This is a genomic window from Streptomyces paromomycinus (assembly GCF_003865155.1).
Taxonomy (GTDB): Bacteria; Actinomycetota; Actinomycetes; order Streptomycetales; family Streptomycetaceae; genus Streptomyces; species Streptomyces chrestomyceticus.
In genome coordinates this window covers 526,560-548,853 of record NZ_BHZD01000001.1, presented here as the reverse complement: position 1 = coordinate 548,853, position 22,294 = coordinate 526,560, and the positions used below count along the sequence as shown (strand labels likewise).

Genomic DNA, 22,294 nt, shown 5'->3' with positions numbered 1-22,294 from the left:
CGCTCCGACATGCGCCGGTCATACCTGCAGTGGCCGGCAGTAAGCCGTTGCCCCGGCCGTCTGCTCTCACGAAGCCCGAGGTGGGTGCCCCGTGCCCGACACCACCCCTTCCGCCCCCGCGTCCGTGCCGGAGACCCCCGACGGCCGACGCTGGACAGTACTCGTCTTCCTGGCTCTCACCCAGCTGATGACCGTGCTCGACTCGACCATCGTGAACATCGCACTGCCGGCCGCCCAGCACGACTTGGGCATTTCCGGGGCCGACAAGCAGTGGGCCGTCACTGCCTACGCTCTTGCCTTCGGCGGTCTCCTCCTGTTGGGCGGCCGCATCGCCGACCTGTGGGGCCGTAAGCGGGCTCTCGTGACCGGCCTCGTCGGCTTCGCGCTGGCCTCCGCCCTGGGTGGTGCCGCCCCAGGAGGAGCGACGATGTTCGGTGCCCGCGCCCTCCAGGGCGTCTTCGCCGCGCTGCTCGCCCCGGCCACCCTGTCTCTGCTTGCCGTGTTGTTCACCGACACCAAGCAGCGTGCCAGGGCATTCGGCATCTATGGCGCGATCACCGGCGTCGGCGGCGCGTTCGGTCTGATTCTCGGTGGTTTTCTCACCGAGTACCTGAGCTGGCGCTGGACCTTCTTCGTGAACATCCCGTTCGCCGTCGTAGCGACGACGGGTGCGCTTTCCGTCATCCGTGAACCCGCCGACAGCCGCCACCGCGCACCACTCGACATACCGGGCGGCCTGCTGGCCACCACCGGCCTGGTGGCGCTGGTATGGGGCTTCACGCGTACCGAGGCTGCGGACGGGCCGGGCACCCTGACGGTGTCATTGTTCGTCGCCTCGGCCGTGCTGCTCCTCGCCTTCGTGCGCACCGAGGCGAAGGTGCGATTCCCGCTGCTGCCCTTACGCATCCTGACCGAGCGCAACCGCGCCGGCGCCTACCTCGTGCTTGCCCTCGCCGCCGTCCCGATGTTCGGTCTCTTCCTGTTCCTGACGTACTACCTCCAGCTCGTGAAGGGCTACTCTCCCGTCCGGACGGGCTTTGCGTTCCTGCCGGTGATCGCCGGCCTGATCGTTGGCTCCACGCAGCTCAGCCCCCGCCTGATGACGCGTGTCCCGCCACGCCTTGTCATGGCGCCGGCCCTGCTGCTCGCCACGGTCAGCATGGTGCTCCTGACCCGACTGGAGGTGGGCTCGGCGTACGCAAGTCTGCTCCTGCCCGCGCAACTGATGTTCGGCCTCGGCACAGGCACGGCCCTCACGCTCGCCATGTCGCTCGCCACGCACGGCATCGAGCCGCACGACACCGGAGTCGCCTCCGCCATGGTCAACGCCTCACAGCGGGTCGGCGGCGCCGTCGGGACAGCCCTGCTGAACACCGTCGCGGCCTCCGCAACGGCGGCCTACCTCACCACACACACGGCAGATACGACCACCCCAGCCGCACACCAGCTGCTCCAGGCCCAGGCCCTGGTCAACGGCTGCACTCAGGCCAGCTGGTGGGCGACCGGCATCCTCGTTCTGGCTACCCTGACGTCCATCGTGCTCGTCAATGCCGGTATCCCCCTGAGCAGTCCCCCATCCTCGCACGTCAACACGACCAGCACCACGGACACCGAAGGCGCGTCGCAGATGCCCGAGCGATGAGATTGCCGATCGGCGGGGAATGTCATGGTGTGTGTCTGGAAGCTGAGCAGGAGGCTTCCGCCGAAGACAACAAGGCACAGCAGTGACGGGAAATGACATGGAAGCCCCACCGGTAGCGTCTTCAGGCTAGCGTCGCTTAAGTGAACGCGGCTTGCCTGGTAGCCGTGCTGAATAATGCGTGAGATCCGAGATCGAGAATTCCCCCTTCGCGTATCCAACCTGAGTAAACGTCAAACCGGTGTGAAACATGTAAGTGCATTGACGTAGGGCCTACAGTGAGTGCAGGGCGTTGCCGCGGCGCGGCACGAGGCTGGGGCGAGAACGATCTTCGGGCGTCCGCCGCTCGGCGACGCGGTCGGTGGAAGGGGGTCGATGGAGCGGATGCTTAGAAGGCACTCGCCCCATCATCCTGTGCATGGCGCCTGACCTGCAAAAACGTGGCCCGCTCATACTGTCCCCTCGGGGCGTGGGGGACACATGGGGGAACGGCAGGCTCCTGGTGACTGGGGGACACGGGGGTTCCAAGTGACCGCGTTCAGGCTCTCATATCAGCTTCACCGCTTGGCGGGCCTTTGTGGAAACAACCTTGGACCTTGCGGACGTTGCAGGTCCCGGAGCGAGGAGAGGAAGGTGTCGGGGCTGAAGCTGTTCCACACGATGAACGGCGGTCTGAGCGAGGTCGCGCCGCGTCTGGCTGAGGTCGAGGCGGATGTGCAGCACCTCATTGAGGCGCACATGGAGACGATGCTGGGCGTGCGGTTCCTGGCGAGCGAATACGGCACCGGGCCGGTGCACGGCGGGCGGATCGACTCGCTGGGCCTGGACGAGAACGACGCGCCGGTGGTGGTCGAGTACAAGCGCGGCACGGATGCGGGCGTGATCAACCAGGGCCTGTTCTATCTGGCGTGGCTGATGGATCACCGGGCTGAGTTCGGTTACCTGGTCCGCGAGCGCCTAGGGGCGGCCGCTGCCTCGCGCGTGCGGTGGAGCGCGCCGCGGCTGATCTGCGTGGCGGGCGACGTCACCCGCTACGACGTGCACGCGGTGCGCGAGCACCGGCGCTGCATCGACCTGGTTCGCTACCGCTTCTACGGCGAGCAGTTCGTCGGTTCGGAGACGGTGGCATCCATCGTCAGGCAGGCGGCGGTTTCCGGGTGCGGGGCGGCAGGTCGGGCGGCCGCTCTCTCGGTACACCCCTGCGTCGGGAGAGAAGGCGTCCGGTGCTGCTGCGGTCCGGTCGGTGCAGGGGTTGCAAGCCCTGTGGTGGCGGGTCCCTTCCCTGAGCAGGCGGGCGGCCGGACGCCGCAGGTGGGTTTCCCGGCCCCCTGCGGCGGGGGAAGGGGCGGTTCCGTCGGGGACGTGACGCGCTGTGCGGGTCGGTGCGGGGAGCCGGTGCGCCTCGGTGGTGGGCGGTCTCGTGTCAGCCCGGCGTGATCGACTGGGAGACGGATGGGAAATCGGCGCGGCGGTTGCCTGCGGGCAACTGCCGCGAGGTGCCGGAAACTGCGGGAAACGGACAGGCGTGGGCGGCGGTGTGGCCGGTGCGGGTCTCGGCGGGGTGGCGCACGCATCGGAGCCGCCGCACCGCGTCCCGGAGGCCGCCACCCGGGCGGAGCGGGGCACCGCCGCCGTCTCCGGCGGCCCTACCGGCAGCGCCGCCCCCGCCCCGCAACGCCCCGTCAGTCCTCCGCGGAGTGCCCGACCTCGGCCAGCGTCCCGCCCCCGGTCAGGCGTGCGCTGACCTGCGCCCGTGCGTTCGCGGGGGCCCGTACGGCGAGGGTCCGCCCCGCCGCCGAGGCCCGCACCGCCCCCGTCGCCTCGATGCCGGTGACCGCCCGGCTGCCCGCGGCCAGCAGGTAGGTGTGTCCGGACTGCGCGCGCCAGCCTGTGCTCGCGACGACGTGCTGACCGAAGCGGCTGCACGCTGCGGTCGACCGCTCTCGGGCCACCACCCGTGGCGCCGCCCCGGGCGCGGTGAACCGTACGCTCACCTCGCCCGGCCCGCGCCAGGTGTCGGCCCGGACGCAGGACCACACAGCCTGGCCGGCTCCCTCGGGAAGGGGGTGTCCGGCGAAGTCCCATACGTTGACGGCGCGTACGTCCTCGGGCAGCCCGGCCAGGTGGCAGGCCGTGCGTGCCCAGCTCGTCAGTGCGGCCGTGCCGGTGGCCTCGCGGGGCTGTCGGGTCGGGGTGCCGCCGCCAGGCAGGGGAGTGTAGGTCAGGTGGGCCGGCACGTGGCCGCCCAGATCGGTGACGAGGAAGGTGTGCTGCTCGACGATGCGGGCCGAGGAGCGCAGTTGGAGCGCGGGCCAGGAGGCGCACGGGCCGGATGCGTCGGGGCTGGTTGCGGCGGGACCGCGCAGCGGTTCGGTGATGCCTTCGGCCGAGATCCGCACCGGTCGTGCGGGCACATCGGGCCGCAGCAGGTCGCGTGTTGCTGAAGCGGCGATCCACGGAGCGGTCAGGTAGCGGGCCGCGCCGTACGTCCGGCTGACGACGAGTGCGGCGGCCGTCGTCACGTCGCTGCTGTCCGTACGGGCGAAGTCGAGGGTGGCGTGGCCGCCGGGGGAGAGGGGCTCGCTGTAGCGGACGGTACGCAGGCCGTCGTGGAGCAGCACCACGGCGTCGCCGTCCACCTCTCCCGCGTACAACAGCTGCGTACCGTACGGGGGAGGGCCCGTGAACGTGCCGGGTGTACGGGTGATGCGGGTGTCGCGCGGCGGCCGGGACCAGGTCGTGAGGGCGCGGTCGAGCAGGTCACGGTCTCCGGCCCGTCCGCCTCGGGGCGGCCAGGCGGTGAAGTCGACCCTGGAGGTGTCGGCCCACTCCGTGCGGGGAACCCGTACCAGGCCCGCGGCGGTGACCTGGCCGACGGCCGGGCGTGCGAGCCGCTGGTCCGGTGCCGAGCCGGTCGCGGTCAGGACCAGGGCGCCGACCGCCACCACCGCGGCCACGGCCCCGGCGAGACGGTACCGCTGCCTGCGGCGCAGCAGGTCGGTGGGCCGGGTCTGCACGGAGCACGCGTTGAACTCCGCGGATCGCAGGAGCGTCTGGGCGGCGGCGACGGCCGGGGCGTCGAGCTGCCGCGCAACCCGCAGGGACCGGTCCGGACGGCCGGCGCCGGCGGCTTCGAGCAGCGCCCGGACCTGGACGTCGGGCAGCTCGTCCGCCCGGGAGAGCACGAAGGCCGCGCGGACGTCGGCGGACAGCCCGGACAGTGCCTGCCCCAGGGCGATCTCCTCCCGTCCGCCCGCGCGCGGGAACAGCCGCAGCCCCCACACCACCGGCAGCATGGGCCGCAACGCACGCGGCGGCGGCAGGCCCTTCGGCCACCAGCGTGGACGACGCTCGTACGCCAGCGCCGCGCGCAGCACCCGCTCCCGCACCCACGCCGGCCCGAGCCGCTCGGGTCCGAGCCGCGTCGGCCCCGGGCGCTGGGCCGGGACCCGCGGGGCGCTCTTCCGGAGCCGGAAGCCGGGCAGCGCGCGCTGCACCAGGCCGTGGGCCGTCAGCACTCTGCGGTGTCTGCTGAGCGACGGGGGAAGCGTGAGGTAGGCGAGACGGACCAGAGCGGTGTAGTGCTCGACGAGGCCGGCCTCGGCTTCGTGGAGCGTCATCCGTTCACGGCCGTCCGGAGAGCGGCGCTGCGACGTGACCATGGGGCGGAGCGCCTCCCGAAGGCTGACGGCAGCAGGGCACCTACCTCCTTCAAACGAGTGAACGCCGATGGGGTCACCGCGCAGGTCCGACGGTTGCCGGCCCAGTTCGGCGAGACGTCGGCAGACGCGTACGCCGGTCGATTCCGTGGGGAGCCGGTACGGGCCCAGGGGGCTCGCCGAAGACCTGCCCGAACGCCTGCCCGGAGACGCGCTCGGCGGTGCGGGGCGTGAGGGCCTGCGTGGTCAGGGTCGGGTTGGGGCCGCCGGGAAGACACGCCGGGGCAACGGCACCGGCGACGGCGGGGGCTCGGTCATGGGCGGCTCCGTCCGGCCCTGCGCCAGCGCCCCGCGCCCGGTCCAGCGCCCCGCGCCCGGCTCGTCGGCCCCGCACACCGCGGTGAACGCCCGTCAGGTACCAGGAAGGGTCAGGTACCGGGCAGGCCCGGCGCCCTTCCGTCAAAGGGCGGTCGCCACCTCGCTGTCGGGGTGGCAGGTGAAGACCTGATCGAGGCCGACATAGCGCAGGATCCGCAGCGTGTTGGCGGGCACGGCGGCCAGCGCGACGTCCGCCTCGGCGGCGATCGCGTGGTGACGGGCCGCCAGCAGGGCGGTGATGCCGCTGGAGTCGCAGAACTCCATCGCCCGCAGGTCGAGCACCAGGCGCTGGCCCGGCTCCAGCGTGAGGCCGGAGACGACGGAGCGGAGCTCGTCGGCATGGTCGTAGTCGAGGTCCCCGGCGATTTCCAGTACAGGACCGGTCGCGGCGTCTCGGGGGGTTATCTTCAGTGAGCTCATCTCTGGGGTGGGGTCGTAGGGGCAGGGGCAGGGGCAGGGGCGGAGGCGTCAGGGCAGGCGCCGGCCGGAACGCCGAGGGCGAGTAGGGCGGTGTCGTCGTCCAGACCGTCACCGAAGCTGTCCAGCAGTCCGGTCAACGCCTGGATCACGGTGTGCGGTGGCGCCCCGCTGTGCCCGGCGGCGAACGCGCGCAGGGCGTCGTCCCCGTAGAGAGCGCGGTCGGGGCCTGTACGGGCCTCGGTGATGCCGTCGGTGTAGAGCAGCAGGCTGTCGCCCGGCGCCAGGGTGGTGGCGGCGGTGGTGAACCGCGGGTCGGGCAGGATGCCGACGAGCAGCCCGCCGGGGGTGGGCAGGAAGTCGCACGTGCCGTCGGCGCGCAGGACCAGTGCCGGAGGATGGCCGCCCGAGGCGATCCGTACGGCCGTCTCCCCGGTGTCCGGGTCGGGCTCCAGCACGCCGAATATGGCGGTGCAGTAGCGCGGGTCGCCGCCGCTGTAGCGCTCGTGCAGGACCGTGTTCAAGGTGGCCAGAGTGACCACCGGGTCCGGATCGTGCAGGGCGGCGGCGCGCAGGGTGTAGCGGGTCAGTGATGTCAGGGCGGCGGCCTTGGGCCCCTTGCCGCTCACGTCCCCGAGGAAGAACGCCCAGCGCTTGCCGTCCAGGGCGAACAGGTCGTAGAAGTCGCCGCCGAGCCGGTCGGGGGAGGCGGTGTGGTAGTACGTGGCCACTTCCAGGCCGGGTATGTCGGGCAGCACGGTGGGCAGCAGGCTCTGCTGGAGGGCGGCCAGCGCCTCCTGCAGCCGCGCGCGGTCCGCCTCCGCCTGCTTGCGGGCCTTCTCCGCCTCCTGCTGCCGCCGCAGCAGCTCCTCCTCGTACGCGCGGCGGTCCCGCGCGTCGAAGAGGGTGGTACGGATCAGCAGCGGCTCGCCCTCGCTGCCGTACTTGACGGTCGAGGAGACCAGGACCGGTATCCGGGAACCGTCGGCGCGCTTGACCTCCAGCGCGATGCCGCTGATATCGCCCTGCATGCGCAGCAGCGGCGCGAAGTGCGTCTCGTGGTAGAGCTTGCCGCCCACGGTGAGCAGGTCGGTGAACCGCATCCGCCCGACCACCGCCTCACGGGCCAGGCCGAGCCAGTCCAGCAGCGTCGCGTTGATCTTCGCGATGGTGCCGTCCATGAGCGTCGAGACGTAGCCGCACGGGGCGGAGTCGTAGAGCTCCTCGGCGCTGTCCTCCAGCAGCGCCGCGAACGCGGCGTCCGTGGTGCTGTCGCCGCCCGCACCGTACGGGTCGGGGCCCTCCTGTCCGGCGCGGCTCATGACCGCAGCCCCGTGAGGAAGCCGGTGATCGCTTCGTTGGTGGCCTCGGGCGCGGACAGGTGCGGGCAGTGGCCGGTGGCGTCCAGGGTGACCAGCGTCGAGCCGGGGACCTGGGCGTGCACGTACGCGCCGACCTCGCGCGGGGCGATCACGTCCTGGGTGCACTCCAGCACCAGGGTGGGCACCTCGACCGTCTTCAGGTCGTCGCGGGAGTCGGACAGGAAGGTGGTACGGGCGAAGACCCGGGCCATGTCGGGGTCGGTCGCGCAGAAGCTGTTGGTCAGCTCGTCGCCCAGCTCGGGGCGGTCCGCATTGCCCATGATCACCGGAGCCATGGCGGCCGACCAGCCCAGATAGTTGGAGTCCAGCGAGGCCAGCAGCTCGTCGATGTCCTCGGCGGTGAAGCCGCCGCGGTAGCCCTCGTCGTCGATGTAGCGCGGGGACGGCGCGACCATCACCAGCGAGCCGATGCGCTCCGGGGCCCGCCGGGCGGCGAGCACACCGGTCATGGCACTGACCGAGTGCCCGACGAAGGTGGCGTCGCGCAGGTCGAGGGCCTCGGCCACCTCCACCACGTCCTGGGCGTAGCCGCCGAGGGAGGCGTAACGGTCCTCCTGGAACGCCGACAGGTCGGAGCGGCCGCAGCCGACGTAGTCGAACAGCACCACCCGGTAGGCATCGGTCAGGGCAGGCACGGTCAGGCGCCACATGTTCTGGTCACAGCCGAAACCGTGCGCCAGCACTACCACCGGCCCGTCAGGGTTACCGGTGACGGTGACGTTGTTCCTGCGCAGGATGTCCATACGGCCCATCCTCGCATTCCCCGCGAGCGGCCCGGAGCGCGCCCGGCGGCGGAGCGCCGGACCCGTGCGGGAGCCGTGCGGGAGCCGTGTCGGCGGTGTGTCGGTGACATGTCGGAGGCCGCCGCGATCTTGGCGTACGGGATGGCCCGGCGCCGCAGCGGACGGCCGGGGCACCCGCCGCCACAACGGCCCGCCGCACGCTGTCGAGGAGTCACGATGTCTGACCGCGCCCAGCCCTCTGCCCAGCCCTCTGCCCAGCGTCCCTCCCGTCCCTCCGCCCCGTCTCCCGGCCGGTCCGCCGCCAAGCCCCGGCCCCCGCGCCGGTCGCCGTCCCCGCCGTGGGACGTGCACCGGCTGCCGTCGGCCGAGGGCAAGACCTTCCTGGTCACCGGCGGCAACGCGGGCATCGGCTACTTCGTCGCGGAACAGCTCGCCGGAACCGGGGCCACCGTCGTCCTCGGCAGCCGGAGCAGCTCGAAGGCGGCGGCCGCCGAGGCCTGCATCCGCGCCCGCGTCCCCGGCGCCCGCGTCCGCCACGTCCCGCTGGACCTGGCCGACCTGCCGTCCCTCGAAGCCGTGGCCGGCGCGCTCGCCCTCGGGCACCTCGACGCGGTGGTCCACAACGCCGGGGTGGCGCTCGACGACCCGCCCCGGCGCGTGACCGAGGACGGTCATGAGCTGATGTTCGGGACCAACCACCTCGGCCACGTCGCCCTGACCCGGTGGCTCGCTCCCCTGCTCGCCGCCGCGCCGGCCGCCCGCGTCGTGACCGTCGGCAGCTTCGCGGCGAAGACGGAGCGGCTCGACCTGGCCGACCTGGAGTCCGCCGGGGACGACTACCGCCCGAAGCGGACCTACGGCCGGTCGAAGCTGGCGCAGATGTACTTCGGTCTCACCCTCGACCGCCGCCTGCGCGCGGCCGGCAGCCCCGTACGCAGCCTGGTGGCCCACCCCGGCGGCGCGCTGGACTCCCTGACGCCGTCGCGTCCGCCGGTGCACGTACGGACCTCCGGCGAGCGGTTGCGCGGGCTGCCCGCCGGTCTCCTCGTCCAGGGCAAGGACGCCGGTGCCTGGCCTGTCGTACGGGCCGTGCTCGACCCGTCGGCGACCGGCGGGTCACTGTGGGGCCCGAGGGTTTTCGGACTGCGCGGGGAGCCCCGTAGGGAGCCGGTGTGGGACCACCTGAAGGACACCGCCGTCGCGGAGCGGCTGTGGGACGTCAGCTGTGCGCTGATCGGCGCGGAGCCGGGTCCGGGCTTCGGGTGAGCGGCCGGGCGGTCCGCTCGGCACGCAGGATCTCGTTGACCCGCGCACTGTCGAGGACGCGCTCCCAGCGGGCGACGACGAGGGTGGCGACGCTGTTGCCGGCGAGGTTGGTCAGGGCGCGGCACTCGGACATGAACTTGTCGATACCGAAGATCAGCATGATGCCGGCGGCCGGTACGGTGCCCACGGTCGAGAGGGTGGCGGCCAGGGCGATGAAACCCGCGCCCGTGACACCGCCGGAGCCCTTCGAGGTCAGCAGCATGACGGCGAGCAGACCGAGCTGCTGGCCGAGACCGAGCGGTGTGTCGGTGGCCTGGGCGATGTAGACGGCGGCCAGCGAGAGGTAGATCGAGCTGCCGTCGAGGTTGAAGGAGTAGCCGGTGGGCACGGTCAGGCCGACGATGTCGCGGCGGATGCCGAGCCCTTCCAGCTTCGCCATGAGCCGGGGGAGGGCGCTCTCGGAGGACGAGGTGCCCAGGACCAGCAGGAATTCCTCGCGCAAGTGGTGCAGCAACCGGAAGAAGCTGATCCTCAGCAGCGCGGTGACACCGCCCAGGACCACGACGACGAACACCAGTGACGTGCCGTAGAAGAGGGCGATGAGCCGGCCGAGGCTGGTGAGGGTGGAGATGCCGTACGTTCCGATGGTGTACGCCATCGCGCCGAACGCCCCGAGGGGGGCGGCCAGCATCACGTGGTGCAGGATCTTGAACACCACGACACCGAGCCGCGCCACCCCGTCGACGATCGGCTGCCCGGCCGCGCCCACGGTCTTCAGGGCGACCCCGAAGAGCACCGAGAAGAAGATGACCTGGAGGACGTTGCCCTCGGCGAAGGCACCGGCCGCGCTGCTGGGCACCAGGTCGGTGAGGAAGTGCCACCAGCTCTGGTCCGACCCGCGTGCCGCGTACCGGGCGGCGTCGCCCTCCAGCCGCAGGCCGCCGGGATCGGCATGTACGCCGACGCCGGGCTGGAAGACGTTGACGGCGAGCAGCCCCAGGAGGAGGGCCAGCAGCGTGCCCGCCTGGAAGTAGGCGAGCGACTTCAGGCCGACGCGGCCCACCCGGCCGAGGCTGTCGACGCTGCCGATCCCGGTCACGATCGTCAGAAAGACGATCGGCGCGATGAGCATTTTGATCGCGGCCACGAACGTGGTGCCGACCGGACCCAGCGCCGCCCCGGCCGCCGGCCACAGCCAGCCGGTCGCGATGCCGGTGACGATGGCGGTCAGCACCCAGAAGTAGAGCTGCCGGTACCAGGGTTTGGCCGGTGGCCCGGCCGGCCCGGCGGACTCGGGTGGTGCCATGGTGCATCACCTCGTCTCACCTCGTCGCGGAGGAACCGGCTCGCGAAGGAACCGGCTCGCGAAGGAGCGGGCAGGTCAGAGAAGTTCGAGGAGCGCCTCGGTGAACTCCGCCGTCGTGGCGGTGCCGCCCAGGTCGGGCGTGCGGACGTCCGTCTTGGCCAGGACCGCCGCGATGGCGTCGGTGACGTCCCTGGCCGCCGCGGGGTGTCCGAGGTGGTCGAGCATCAGGGCGGCGGACCAGATCGCCCCCAGGGGGTTGGCGATGCCGCGCCCAGCGATGTCGGGTGCCGAACCGTGCACCGGCTCGAACATCGAGGGGAACTCGCGTTCCGGGTTGAGGTTGGCGGCCGGTGCGATGCCGATGGAGCCGGCCACGGCGGCCGCCAGGTCACTGAGGATGTCGCCGAAGAGGTTGGAGCCCACCACCACGTCGAACCGGGCCGGTTCCAGCACGAACTTGGCGGCCAGCGCGTCGATGTGCTCCTGGTCCCAGACCACTCCGGGGTGCGCGGCGCCGCGTTCGGCCACCAGCTCGTCCCAGAAGGGCAGGGTGTGCACGATGCCGTTCGACTTGGTGGCCGAGGTCAGCCTGCCCCCGCGGCTCGCCGCCAGCCCGAAGGCGTAGTCCAGCACCCGCGTCACCCCGGCCCGGGTGAACACCGACTCCTGCACGGCCGCCTCCTCGGGGAACCCGCGGTGCAGACGTCCGCCGATCTCGCTGTACTCGCCTTCGACGTTCTCCCGTACGACGACGAAGTCCACCTCTCCGGCCGTCGCGCCCCGCACCGGGCTGTCGATGCCCTCGAAGACGCGCACCGGCCGCAGGTTGACGTACTGGCGGAAGCCGCGGCGGATGGGGATCAGCAGTCCCCACAGCGAGACATGGTCCGGTACGTCCGGGCGGCCGACCGCGCCGAGCAGGACGGCGTCCTTGTCGCGCAGCTGGTCGAGGCCGTCCGCGGGCATCATCGCGCCCTCCCGCAGATAGCGTTCGCAGGACCAGTCGTCGTACGAGGTGCAGGAGAACGTGAAGCCGTGGCGGCGGCCGACGGTGTCGAGCACCTGCTGCGCCGGGGGCAGGACCTCGGTGCCGATGCCGTCGCCGGGGATCAGGGCGATGCGGTGGTTCGTCATGGCTCCGATTGCAGCAGCGGGGCCTGCCGGCGGTCCAAGACCCAGTTCCGATCTGCCTGATCAGCGGGGGCTATCAGCGGGCGTGGAGGTGGGGGAGACCCGTCAGCGCCCGGCCCTCAGCACTTGGCCTCAGCGCCCGGCCCTCAGCACTTGGCCTCAGCGCCCGGCCCGGGGCAGCGCCGTCGTCACAAAGGCCCGTGCGGCCGGCGACAGCCCCGTACGGCGGCTGACCAGCCCGATGTTCAGCGTGCTCCGCGGTGCGATGTCCAGCACCCGGGCACCGGCCTGTTCGGCCATGGCCCGCCATGCCTCCGTCACCACCGCCGACCCCACCCCCGCCAGGACCAGGGGGAGCAGGGCGACCCGGTGCTCGGTCTCGGCGGCGACGGTGTACGTGACGCCGCGTTCGCGCAGGCCGTCCACGTAGGCGCGCATCCCGGTGCCCCGCTGGCCGACGATCAGCCGCTGCCCCGCCAGTTCCTCGCAGGCCACCTCGCGCCGCCCGGCGAACGGCCCGTCGGGGGCGACCACGAGCACGAAGCGCTGCTCTCCGGCGGGCAGCGCCACCACCTCCTTGTCCGGCAACGGGCCCGTGGTGGCCAGCAGTCCGAGTTCGACCGTGCCGGTGCGGACCATCTCGACCACGTCCCGGGAGGTGAAGGCGGCCTTGATGACCACGGACACTCCCGGGTGGCGGCCGCTGAAGGCGCGGATCATCGTGGTCAGCGGCTCCACGGCCTGGGACGGCATGGCGGCCACGTCCACCGGGCCGGTGCGCAGTTCGTGCACCGCCGCGACGCTGGCCCGCGCGGTGGCCAGGCTGCGTACCGCCGCACGGGCCGGTTCGATCAGGGCCCGGCCTGCCTCCGTGAGCACCGCCCGCCGGCCGACGCGGTGGAAGAGGTCGCTGCCCAGGTCGCGTTCCAGCGCCCGGACCGACTGCGACAGCGACGGCTGGGAGACGTACAGAGCCGTGGCGGCGCGGTGGAAGCCGCCCTGGTCGACGATGGCGAGGAAGTACTCCAGCTGCCGGATGTCCATCCGCCGATTCTCACCCGTACGGCCACCGGGCCCCGGACGGCCCCTGTCCCTCCTTCCGCGCCGCTCAGTTGCCCTCCGCGGGCTGGGGTAAGGCGCCGTTGCAGCCCGGCGCCAGTTCGGTGACCGTCCACGGCCGCCCGGAGGCGGGCAGGGCGGCGACCGCGGCCTCGACGTCGCGGTGGGCGGGCAGCAGCCAGGCGGTGCCGGTACGGGCGGTCAACTGGCGCGCCACGGGGCTGGCGCCGACCAGCACCACTCCGCCCCCGGTCGAACGCAGCAGCATCGACAGGCGGGCCAGCGCCCCCAGCGCCTGCACGTCCAGGTCACCGGCCGCGGTCACGTCCACCAGGACCGTCGGGGTCGTCGCCCCGGACCGGACAGCCCTGACCAGGCGCGCGGCGGCCGTCGGGGGATGGCCGGTGAGGGTGAGCAAGTGGTAACGGGAACCCGCGGCAGGCGAGGTCATGGCCGGCCACCTTTCGTCGGAGCGGTTCGGGAAGCGCGCTGCGCGAAGGTCCGGGTTCTCCGACGACGCGTGTGTTACGCCTCCGCCGACGTACGCGAAAATCAGTTCCCATGGCGCGGTCGCACGTTTGTACGCGCCCTCCGGCGGGCGGAGATGGCGAAGATGCAACGTTCTCGTCCGTGGCGGGCGGCCGATCCGCCGGGAGGTCCGCGCCCCTGACCCGAGCCGTGCGGGAGTGCCCGGATGCCGGGGGCCGGAGAGGCGGGGGTCTGCCCTGGTCGAACCGGAATGTCAGACCCATGCATTACTGTGCGTCGCGTAAGTAACGGAACCGGCCCAGGTGGCGTTTACGCAGCACCGCCACGGGTGGAGCAACAGGGGTGGGACGTGCACAAGCACATCGCGCGGCGCGTGGGAGCGACGCTGGCGGCCGTGGCCGTGGCGGCGAGCCTGACGGGCTGCCAGGACGGCGGGGACAAGACCAAGGCGGACCGGGGCGCCGAGCAGAGCGCGGGGCAGAGCACGTCGGTGCAGGCGCTCACGGCGGCGTACAAGAAGACGGCGGCGGCGAAGACCGCCAAGGTCTCGATGACCATGACGGTGCCCGCGTCGCTGAAGGGCGGCGGCGAGAAGCGGGTGGTCGGCGTCATGGGATGGCATCCGCTGGCCATGGACGTGACGGTGACCGACGGCAAGCCCGGCGCGGCGGCCGGCGACGCCGGGAAGAATCACGTGATCTGGGCCGACGACGCCTTCTACACGGACCTGCGTACCGGTATGGGCGCGCCGGCCGACGAGTACGGTGACAAGAAGTGGGCCAAGATCGACCTGAAGGCGGCCGCGGCGGAGGCCGGCGGCAAGGCCGTCCAGCAGATGGCCGCAGGCTTGCAGGACATGCAGCAGGACCCGTCCCAGCAGCTCGCCGTGCTGCTCAACTCCCGGGACATCAAGGACCTCGGGCCTGCCGAGGTGGACGGCCGGAAGGTGCGGCACTACCGGGGCTCGCTGACGGTCCAGGAGGCGATCAAGGGCCGGAAGACCGTGGAGCTCCTCACGCCCGCCGAGCGCGAGAAGCTGGTCGCGAACATGGAGAAGACCGGCATCAAGGGGTACGACTACGACGTCTGGGTCGACGGTGACCAGTACCCGGTGAAGATGGACTCGCAGATCAAGACGCCGCAGGGCACGATGCGTATCACCTCGACCTACTCCGACTACGGCATCACGGCGTCGGTGAAGGCGCCGCCCGCCGGCGAGACGGCCGACCTGATACAGATGCTCAAGGACATCGCGGCCCAGGCGAAGGGGGGCGCCGGCGCCGCCTGACGCGTGGCCGGGCCGGGACGCGGGCCGCTTCCAGGAGTGCCGTGTGCCGGCCTCCGGGGGCGCCACGTTCCGGCTGCCGTGGGCCCGGTGGCCCGATGCGCGCCGGGCGGATGCGCGGACGTGCGGCCGGGCAGACGTGCGGCCGGGCGGCCGGGCGGCCTCGGCTGAGCCGAAGGGATCGGTGACACGTTCGGTCGCATCTCGGTCCCGTCGGCGTGCACCGGGCGGTTCCGGGGGTACCGGTCCAGCCTCGGCGTCGTCGGAGGAGGCAGCATGGCAGTCAGCCCGTTCCCGGAAGAAGGCGGGCCCGGCGGCCCGGAACCGGAACCGGAAGCGGAGGAGGTGCCCCTGCGGGGTTACGCCGTGCTGGCCGGGACCTATCTGACGGCCACGGCCCTGTTCGCGCTGGGCTTCCGGAGGTCCGGACGTCCCCTGCCCGCCCGGGTGCCCCCGTGGGACGTGCTGCTCCTGGGTACGGCGACGTACAAGGTGTCGCGGCTGCTGGCCAGGGACAAGATCACCAGCCTGGTGCGGGCGCCGTTCACCCGGCGTACGGGAAGCGGTGACGCCAGTGAAGTCATGGACGAGCCCCGGGGCCACGGGCTCCGCCTGGCCACCGGCGAACTGCTCGCCTGCCCCTTCTGCCTCGCCACCTGGGTCGGCACCTCGCTGGTGTGCGGTTACGCCGTCGCCCCGCGGGCCACCCGGCTGGCCGCCTGCGGACTGACTGCCGTCACGGTCTCGGACTGGCTGCAGTACGCCTGGAGCGTCACACAGGAGCGGGCCGAGGGGTGAGAGGCACCGCCCGGGAGTCAGAGTGTCGGCGGCTCCAATGCATAGGTGGTGCCGCAAGCGCCGCAGGCGAAACGGCCGTTGAGGCCGTCGTTCGCGCTCTGGCACTCCGGGCAGGTGGCGGAGGTGAAGTACACCGGCAGCGGTTCGCCGGCGCTCACACTTTCCTCCGTCGGGACACCATGGTTCTCTGTCATCCGGCTGCTCCGCAGTTGCATGACGATCTGCCGTCGGGCCCGTGGATGACCTGGGCGCCGTACTGGCTGTCACACATGATGCCCTCCCCCCGGCCCCCGAAGTCCATGACTCCCCCAAGCACAGAGTGCGCCTACAAAAACATCACAAAACCCCCTAGGAACGGTTACGTCGAGGCCACGGACGCGCGGCACCGGCGCACGAAGCGCATACCGGAGCACGGGGCGTCATCAGGGGGCGCAGAAATCATCCACGGCGCACCCCGCCACTGATCAGCCGCCCCAGAGGCCGCCGCACGGCCGGGCCCCGGACGGCTCACCCGCCCGGAACCCGGCCCACCACTCCGCCGCGCAGCAGCACTCCCTCAGGGAGCGCTGGGCCACCGACGGAGCACTACTCCATCCGCGGCACGTCGCCCCGCCCGCAGCACGTCACTGCCCGGCGAAGCCGCACGCCACCCGCGGCCCTCTCAACTCCCCGTATCGCTCGCTGTCGCCGGGCCGCCTCCTGAAGCGTCCGTGTGCTTGGGGAGCAGCAGCATCAGTGCCGCCGCCACGACGTAGCACGCGATCTGCCACGGCAGGACGGAGGAGAACGCTTCTCCGTAGGCCGTGAGCGGGGGAGCCCCCGCCGCTGAGGCCGTGTCCAGTGCGGTGAAGAATCCCACGCCCAAGGCGGCCACACCGATCGCGTTCCCGATCTGGCCGACGGTGGTGAGCACTCCGCCGGCAGCGCCGGCGTCCCGCGCGGGCACCCCCGTGAGGACGACGTCGACCAGCGAGGGCGAGGTGAGCCCCAGCCCGAGTCCGCCGATGAACAGCGGCAACGCCAGCTGCCAGTACGAAGGGGCGGCCCCGTCGCGTACGACGAGCAGCAGGAGGAGCTGCGAGACGGCGAGGACGAGCGAACCGGTGACGAGCAGCAGACGTCCGGCGCGGGCAGCCAGTTGCACACCGGCTCCCGACGTGAGGATCGAGCCGGCCGCGTACGGGAGGATCACCAGCCCGGCTTCCAGGGCCGAGCGTCCGGTGCCGTACTGGAGGTAGAGCGACAGCAGCAGGAAGAACGATCCGATGGCGCCGAAGAACAGCGCGGAGGCGGCCAGCCCGCTGCTGAAGGCCCGTACCCGCAACAGTCCCGGATCGAGGACCGGCTGTCCGCCGCGCGCGACCAGGCGGCGTTCCCTCCTGAGGAACAGGGCCGTGGCCGGTACCGACAGGGCCAGGAGGACGAAGCCCCACCAGGGCCAGCCTTGGTCGTGCCCCTGGACCAGAGGCAGGAGGACGCACACCGCGGCCGCCGCCGCGAGCGCCGCGCCGGGCAGGTCCAGCCGGGCCCGCCCGGCCCCGTCCGACTCGGGCAGGAACCGCACGCCGAGTACGAGTCCGACAGCCGCGACCGGAACGTTCACCCAGAAGATCGTCCGCCAGCCCAGGCCGAACACGTCCGCGTCGACGAGCAGACCGCCGAGCAGCGGACCCGCCACCGAGGCGAGCCCGAGCACCGCACCGTACGCGCCGAACGCCTTCGCCCGGGCGGCCGGCGCGAAGGACGACCGGATGATGCCGAAGACCTGGGGCACCATCAGGCCGCCCGCCAGCCCCTGGCCGACACGGGTGGCGACGAGGACCGCTGGGTCCGGCGCGAGCGCGCAGGCCGCCGAGGCCACCGCGAACGCCGCCAGCCCGGTCAGGAAGACGCGCCGCCGTCCGAACTGGTCGCCGACGCGCCCGCCGGTGATCAGCCCGGCGCCGAGCGCGAGGGTGTACCCGGCGACCGTCCACTGGAGGGCGGCCGCACCGGCCCCGAGCCCGTCGGCGATCGCCGGGGCGGCGACCGTGACGATCGTCGCGTCCAGAAGTTCCATGAACGAGGCGACGAGCACCACGACGAGGGCGATCACCGCGGAAGGGCCGGAGGCGGCGGCGAACTGCGAGCCCGGCTCCGGCTCGGGTGCCGTCTGATCTGCCGGGGCGGCGGCCGCCGCGCCGCCGCCCGGGTGGGAAGAAGTGGTCATGCAGGCCAGCGTCACAGGGGTACCGGCCACCTGACGGCCGCTATTCCTGGCACGTTGGGGCCATGGCAGAAACATCGGCGCGTCTTCTCCGCCTGCTCTCCCTCTTCCAGTCCCGGCGCGACTGGCCGGGTCCGGTACTGGCGGAACGCCTGGAGGTGAGCCCGCGCACGGTGCGCCGGGACATCGGCCGGCTGCGGGAACTGGGCTATCCCGTACGCGTCAGCAAAGGGCCGGGAGGCGCCTACCGGCTGGACGCGGGCGCGAAGATCCCGCCCCTGCTGTTCGACGACGAGCAGGCCATCGCGGTCGCCGTCGCGCTGCAGACCGCCCCCTCCACGGTGGCCGGTCTCGGCGAAGCGGCCGCCCGCGCACTCGCCACCGTCCGCCAGGTCATGCCGCAGCGGCTGCGGCAACGGGTCGACGCGGTGCGGGTGACGTCGATCGACAACGCCTGGGACCTCGCGGCGCCCCCGGTCGACTCCCGGGTGCTGCTCGCCGTGGGCACCGCCGTCCGCCACCGCGAGGTGCTGACCTTCGACCACGCGAGCAGCGGCGGGCCCGGCCGTACGGCGGGGGCTGCGGACAGGGAACCGGGGCGGCCGTTCCGGGTGGAGCCGCATCACCTCGTGATGTGGTCGGGCCGGTGGTACCTCGTCGCATGGGACGTGGAGCGGTCCCACTGGCGTACCTTCCGGGTCGACCGGATCGCCCCGCACGCGCCCACCGGGCTCCGCTTCGCGCCGCGGGACCTGCCCGGCTCCGACGTGACGGCGTTCGTCGTCGGGCAGCTCGACCGCGGTGACGCGCCCGACCAGTGGGCCTGCCACGGCGAGGTGATCCTCGACGCCCCCGCCGCGGTCGTCGCCCGCTGGGCGCCCGGCGGTGCCGTGGTCGAGGAAGCCGGGCCGGGCCGCTGCCGGCTCGGCCTCGGCGCCTGGTCGTGGCCGGGGCTGGCGGCCCTGATCGGGACCTTCGCCTGCGACATCGAAGTGATCGGCCCGCCGGAACTGGCCGCGGCGTGCGAGGAACTGGCCCACCGCTACGCGAAGGCGGCGGCGGGCCACCAGGCCGGACGGCCCACCGGTGGGGAGGCCCCGGGGAGCCCGGCGTCGCCGGTCAGTTTCCGTGCGCCGTGACGGCGTACCCCTCGGGGCCGGCGAAGGTGAAGGCCAGGCCGAACGGAGTGGTCCGCGGCGGGCTGAGGATGCTCACCCCGGCGGCGACGAGCTGGTCGTGGAGCTCCTGGGCGTCCGTGGTGCGGAACCACAGGGCCACCCCGAGGCCGGGCCGGTCGGCCTCGTCGAGGTCCACGCCCGGCAGCGGCTCGCGGACGGCGAAGGCGACGGGCTCGGTGGCGAACACCACCGCGCCGGGGGGCGACGCGGGGGCCCGGCGCAGGCCGAGGTGCTGCTCGCAGAAGGCGGCCGCCGCTTCGACGTCGCGTACCTGCAGAGCGACGAAGTCGGGGCCGAGGAGGGTGGCGGTCATAGGGCTTCCCCATTCCGTGGTGTCCGGCATGCCGGGACCGGTTAAGTCAGGACTTTGACATCGAGGAATGTACGGACGGCGGGAAGCTGTGTCAAACTCCTGACATGGAAGACCGGAAGCCCGCAGAACACCGGAAGCCCGCGCAGGAGCGGACGGCCGCGGAGGGCCGCGCGCCCGTGCAGCCGCCGCACCCCGCCCAGGACATCACCGAGCACGTGGGATACCGCCTCAAACGCTCCGCCGCCGCCCTGCGCGGAGCCATGGACAAGGCCCTGCGCGAGTACGGCCTGACGGTGCCGCAGTACTCCTGCCTCGAACTGCTCGACCACCAGCCCGGCCTGTCCAACGCCGAACTCGCGCGCGGCACGTTCGTCACCCGGCAGTCCATGAACGTCGTACTGCGCGGCCTGCAGGACGCGGAGCTGGTCTCCCGGCCACGCACCACGGACCACGGGCGCGCCCTGCCCGCCCATCTGACCGACGCCGGACGCGACCGTCTCGAACTGGCCCGTGACGCCGTCTACGCCATCGAACGGCGGATGGTCGCCGCCGTCCCGCAGCAGCGCCTGACCGCCCTCCTCGCCGACCTCGACCGCATGACGGAGGCCCTCGGCGACTGACCGCGGCCGCCACGCAGCGAGCCCCTGCCGCCGCGGTGTCGCGGAACATCGGCAGGGGCTCGGTGCGCCGTGTCGGCTCGCCGTGCAGGTGCGCGGCGTCAGCCCGCGGTGTTGGTCTGCCAGATCGGGCGGCCGTCGGCGTTGTAGATGACGACGTTGCCGTCGTCCTGCACGGAGAACAGGGCTCCGGGGTTGCCGCTGGTGTCGGAGTGCCAGATCTGCCGGCCGTTGGAGTCGTAGACGACGAGGTCGCCGTTCAATTCGAAGGCCGCCGTGTCGCCGTTCGGGTACACGTTGTCCGCCTGCCAGGCCGCCTTGCCCTGGCGGTAGACGACGAAGTTGCCGTCTTCCTGCAGGCGCAGAAGGGTGTTGCCGTCACCGGATGTCCAGGCCTGGTTCCGGCGGATCGACGTCCTGGCCCGGAAGTCCGCGTTGGCCATGTCTTCCCCCTCGCTCCGGCTCGGGGCCGCTCCCCGGGCCGCCAGCCAAGATAGCCCTGCGGGAACCGGAATCCGCAGGGCGAATGACGCCGACCGGTTCGCTCGGTGCGCAGGCCAAGAATGCGGCCATCCGCCGGTGCACGGCACATCCCGTCGTCGCCTCGGGCGGGAGGGGCGCCGGTGAGGGGCGGGGGGCCGCTGGGTCGGCAGCGTCGCCGGAGGGACGGGTTTTCTGGCGGAATACCGCCCGTGCCGGAGCATCAGAATGCCCGTGGGCCGCACGGGACGGCCGTACTCCGGCCAGTCGACTCCCGTCTTCGGCCGCCCGGCCTGGCGCACCGGCCACCTTGTGGGCGGGGCCGGAGGTCCGGATGGCCCGGTTGTTCGCGGAGAGGTGTGGGCGACAGCACCTGGCGCGGTGGATTCATACAGGTGAAGGTAGGGGCAGATTGTGGGGCGGGGCTCGTGATGTGAGCTCTCGTCGTATGTGTCCGTAATGCTGGTTGTTCCTGGAGTTGTCGTGTCGCTGACGCACCGTTCGCTGTTCCCGTTGGTCCCGCAGGCCGATCCGGCGCAGGAGGCGAGACAGCTCCATACGGAAGGGGGCCTGGTGCCGGTGAGACTTCCGGGTGACGTGGCGGCCTGGGCGGCGGTGGACCACACCACCGCCCAGCTGGTCCTCGGTCACCCGGATCTGACCAAGGACGCCGCGTACTGGCCGGACCTGGCCTCCGGCCGCGTCCCCGACCACTGGGAACTGATCGCCGTCATCCGCGGCGCCGGCATGCTGCACGCCGGCGGTGACGATCACCGGCGGCTGCGGAAACTGGCGAGCAGCGCGTTCACCCGGGCGCCCATCGCGGCCCTCGAAGGCCGGATCACGGAGATCGCCGGGCAACTGCTCGACGACCTCGCGGCGGCGGACCCGCGCGAGCCGGTCGATCTGCGCGACCGCTTCGCCTACCGGCTTCCGGTGCGGGTCATCTGCGAGGTGCTGGGCGTGCCGGACACCGCGGTGTCCGGGCTGCGCGACGCCTTCGAGCGCCTGGTCACCCCGCAGGAGGACGGAGCGGAGGACATCCGCGTCGCCCAGGCGGAGATCCACCGGTCGCTGACCGCGCTGATCGCCACCAAGCGGGCGGCGCCGGGCGACGACCTGACCAGCGCCCTGATCCAGGCACGTGACGACGGTGACCGGCTCAGCGAGGAGGAACTGGTCGAGACGCTCTTCCTGATCCTCATCGCCGGACACGAGACCACGCTCAACCTCATCAGCAGCGCGGTGCACGCGCTGCTGGAGCATCCGGAGAAGCTGGCGCACGTACGCGAAGCGGCCCGTGGGGGGAGTGGAGGGGGTACGTGTCCGTACGCTCACGGCGGCGGCCGTGGCGTCCGTACCGATGCGGGTGCCGACGACGGAAGCGCGGACACGGACGCCGAGGCCGACGACACGGGCGTCAAGGCCGACGACACGGGCGTCAAGGCCGACGACATGGACACCGGCATGGACACCGACATCGCGGACCCGGACGACGGCATCTGGACCGCGCTGGTCGACGAGACGCTGCGGTTCTCCTCGCCGGTACGCCACGCGCTGATGCGTTACGCCGTCGAAGACGTCGACATAGCCGGTGTCCGGGTGGCCCGGGGCGAACCCGTCCTCGCCGGCCTGTTCGCCGCGGGCCGGGACCCGGGCCGCCATACGGAACCCGACGTCTTCGACCCGGCCCGCCCCACGCGCCGTGACCACCTCGCGTTCGGTCACGGCGCGCACTACTGCCTCGGGGCGCGACTGGCGCGCCTGGAGGCGAGGATCGCGCTGGCGGCGCTCTTCACCCGCTACCCGGACCTGGAAGCCGCCGGAACCCCGGAGCGGCTGGCGTCCATCTCCGTCCAGGGCGTCCGCGCCCTGCCGGTCCGTCTGAACGCCGGACGCCCGCGCGGCTGACGGTACGTCCAGGGGCTGTGACCGGGGGCTGTGACTC

At 72.4% G+C, this 22,294-nt stretch carries 20 protein-coding genes; 8 read left to right on the top strand and 12 right to left on the bottom strand.

Annotated elements, in window-relative coordinates:
- Positions 1-187 precede the first annotated feature (187 nt).
- Complete coding sequence (locus OEIGOIKO_RS02155; protein ID WP_125058387.1) at positions 188-1,642, top strand: MFS transporter; 1,455 nt, start codon at positions 188-190, stop codon at positions 1,640-1,642.
- 630 nt (positions 1,643-2,272) lie between these two features.
- On the top strand, positions 2,273-3,076 hold the full coding sequence (locus OEIGOIKO_RS42465) for a PDDEXK family nuclease (protein WP_246177137.1): 804 nt from the start codon (positions 2,273-2,275) through the stop codon (positions 3,074-3,076).
- A 245-nt stretch (positions 3,077-3,321) separates the two neighbouring features.
- Here OEIGOIKO_RS42465 and OEIGOIKO_RS02145 read toward each other — a convergent pair whose 3' ends face one another.
- The 4 genes from OEIGOIKO_RS02145 to OEIGOIKO_RS02130 all read right to left on the bottom strand — a co-directional run bounded on the left by OEIGOIKO_RS02145 (position 3,322) and on the right by OEIGOIKO_RS02130 (position 8,218).
- Entirely contained in the window at positions 3,322-5,259 is a 1,938-nt protein-coding gene (locus OEIGOIKO_RS02145) for a hypothetical protein (protein WP_246177135.1), read from the bottom strand.
- A 498-nt stretch (positions 5,260-5,757) separates the two neighbouring features.
- A complete protein-coding gene (locus OEIGOIKO_RS02140) occupies positions 5,758-6,096 on the bottom strand; it encodes an STAS domain-containing protein (protein WP_125051295.1) in 339 nt (112 codons plus the stop codon).
- On the bottom strand, positions 6,093-7,415 hold the full coding sequence (locus tag OEIGOIKO_RS02135) for a PP2C family protein-serine/threonine phosphatase (RefSeq protein WP_125051293.1): 1,323 nt from the start codon (positions 7,413-7,415) through the stop codon (positions 6,093-6,095). Before OEIGOIKO_RS02135 ends, OEIGOIKO_RS02140 begins: the two co-directional genes overlap by 4 nt.
- On the bottom strand, positions 7,412-8,218 hold the full coding sequence (locus OEIGOIKO_RS02130) for an alpha/beta fold hydrolase (RefSeq protein WP_125051291.1): 807 nt from the start codon (positions 8,216-8,218) through the stop codon (positions 7,412-7,414). Before OEIGOIKO_RS02130 ends, OEIGOIKO_RS02135 begins: the two co-directional genes overlap by 4 nt.
- A gap of 216 nt (positions 8,219-8,434) precedes the next feature.
- Between OEIGOIKO_RS02130 and OEIGOIKO_RS02125 the strand changes: the two genes are divergently transcribed.
- On the top strand, positions 8,435-9,484 hold the full coding sequence (locus tag OEIGOIKO_RS02125) for an SDR family NAD(P)-dependent oxidoreductase (protein WP_125051289.1): 1,050 nt from the start codon (positions 8,435-8,437) through the stop codon (positions 9,482-9,484).
- Here the strand turns inward: OEIGOIKO_RS02125 and dctA are convergent.
- From dctA to OEIGOIKO_RS02105, 4 genes are all read right to left on the bottom strand, one after another.
- Entirely contained in the window at positions 9,438-10,790 is a 1,353-nt protein-coding gene (gene dctA / locus OEIGOIKO_RS02120; RefSeq protein ID WP_125051287.1) for a C4-dicarboxylate transporter DctA, read from the bottom strand. The two genes, OEIGOIKO_RS02125 and dctA, sit on opposite strands and share 47 nt — an antisense overlap.
- A gap of 75 nt (positions 10,791-10,865) precedes the next feature.
- On the bottom strand, positions 10,866-11,924 hold the full coding sequence (locus OEIGOIKO_RS02115; RefSeq protein WP_125051285.1) for a tartrate dehydrogenase: 1,059 nt from the start codon (positions 11,922-11,924) through the stop codon (positions 10,866-10,868).
- Between the two features lie 156 nt (positions 11,925-12,080).
- A complete protein-coding gene (locus OEIGOIKO_RS02110; protein WP_125051283.1) occupies positions 12,081-12,965 on the bottom strand; it encodes a LysR family transcriptional regulator in 885 nt (294 codons plus the stop codon).
- 64 nt (positions 12,966-13,029) lie between these two features.
- On the bottom strand, positions 13,030-13,431 hold the full coding sequence (locus OEIGOIKO_RS02105; RefSeq protein ID WP_125051281.1) for an STAS domain-containing protein: 402 nt from the start codon (positions 13,429-13,431) through the stop codon (positions 13,030-13,032).
- A 387-nt stretch (positions 13,432-13,818) separates the two neighbouring features.
- Here OEIGOIKO_RS02105 and OEIGOIKO_RS02100 point away from each other — a divergent pair, with 387 nt between their 5' ends.
- Together OEIGOIKO_RS02100 and OEIGOIKO_RS02095 are read left to right on the top strand one after the other, a co-directional pair.
- Positions 13,819-14,757 carry an SCO4651 family lipoprotein gene (locus tag OEIGOIKO_RS02100; protein WP_125051279.1) on the top strand — a complete coding sequence of 313 codons (939 nt, stop codon included), beginning with the start codon at positions 13,819-13,821 and terminating at the stop codon, positions 14,755-14,757.
- Between the two features lie 273 nt (positions 14,758-15,030).
- Positions 15,031-15,552 carry a DUF1360 domain-containing protein gene (locus tag OEIGOIKO_RS02095; protein ID WP_125051277.1) on the top strand — a complete coding sequence of 174 codons (522 nt, stop codon included), beginning with the start codon at positions 15,031-15,033 and terminating at the stop codon, positions 15,550-15,552.
- 17 nt (positions 15,553-15,569) lie between these two features.
- On the opposite strand, the gene OEIGOIKO_RS41350 is transcribed toward OEIGOIKO_RS02095, so the two are convergent.
- Together OEIGOIKO_RS41350 and OEIGOIKO_RS02090 are read right to left on the bottom strand one after the other, a co-directional pair.
- Positions 15,570-15,710 (bottom strand): hypothetical protein, encoded by a 141-nt coding sequence (locus tag OEIGOIKO_RS41350; RefSeq protein WP_154806352.1) that lies wholly within the window; start codon positions 15,708-15,710, stop codon positions 15,570-15,572.
- Between the two features lie 503 nt (positions 15,711-16,213).
- Positions 16,214-17,761: an MFS transporter gene (locus OEIGOIKO_RS02090; RefSeq protein WP_125051275.1), complete on the bottom strand. Its 1,548-nt coding sequence runs from the start codon at positions 17,759-17,761 to the stop codon at positions 16,214-16,216.
- Positions 17,762-17,823: 62 nt separating this feature from the next.
- On the opposite strand from OEIGOIKO_RS02090, the gene OEIGOIKO_RS02085 reads away from it, so the two are divergent.
- Entirely contained in the window at positions 17,824-18,897 is a 1,074-nt protein-coding gene (locus OEIGOIKO_RS02085) for a helix-turn-helix transcriptional regulator (RefSeq protein ID WP_125051273.1), read from the top strand.
- Here the strand turns inward: OEIGOIKO_RS02085 and OEIGOIKO_RS02080 are convergent.
- On the bottom strand, positions 18,878-19,249 hold the full coding sequence (locus tag OEIGOIKO_RS02080) for a VOC family protein (RefSeq protein WP_125051271.1): 372 nt from the start codon (positions 19,247-19,249) through the stop codon (positions 18,878-18,880). The genes OEIGOIKO_RS02085 and OEIGOIKO_RS02080 overlap by 20 nt on opposite strands.
- Before the next feature lie 104 nt (positions 19,250-19,353).
- On the opposite strand from OEIGOIKO_RS02080, the gene OEIGOIKO_RS02075 reads away from it, so the two are divergent.
- The gene (locus tag OEIGOIKO_RS02075; protein WP_125051269.1) at positions 19,354-19,869 is read left to right on the top strand and encodes a MarR family winged helix-turn-helix transcriptional regulator; all 516 of its coding nucleotides are present in this window, start codon (positions 19,354-19,356) and stop codon (positions 19,867-19,869) included.
- Between the two features lie 98 nt (positions 19,870-19,967).
- Here the strand turns inward: OEIGOIKO_RS02075 and OEIGOIKO_RS41345 are convergent, their stop codons facing one another.
- Positions 19,968-20,309, bottom strand: a complete 342-nt coding sequence (locus OEIGOIKO_RS41345; protein ID WP_170251497.1) for a hypothetical protein — start codon at positions 20,307-20,309, stop codon at positions 19,968-19,970.
- A 520-nt stretch (positions 20,310-20,829) separates the two neighbouring features.
- On the opposite strand from OEIGOIKO_RS41345, the gene OEIGOIKO_RS02065 reads away from it, so the two are divergent.
- Positions 20,830-22,257, top strand: a complete 1,428-nt coding sequence (locus OEIGOIKO_RS02065; RefSeq protein WP_125051265.1) for a cytochrome P450 family protein — start codon at positions 20,830-20,832, stop codon at positions 22,255-22,257.
- Positions 22,258-22,294 lie beyond the last annotated feature (37 nt).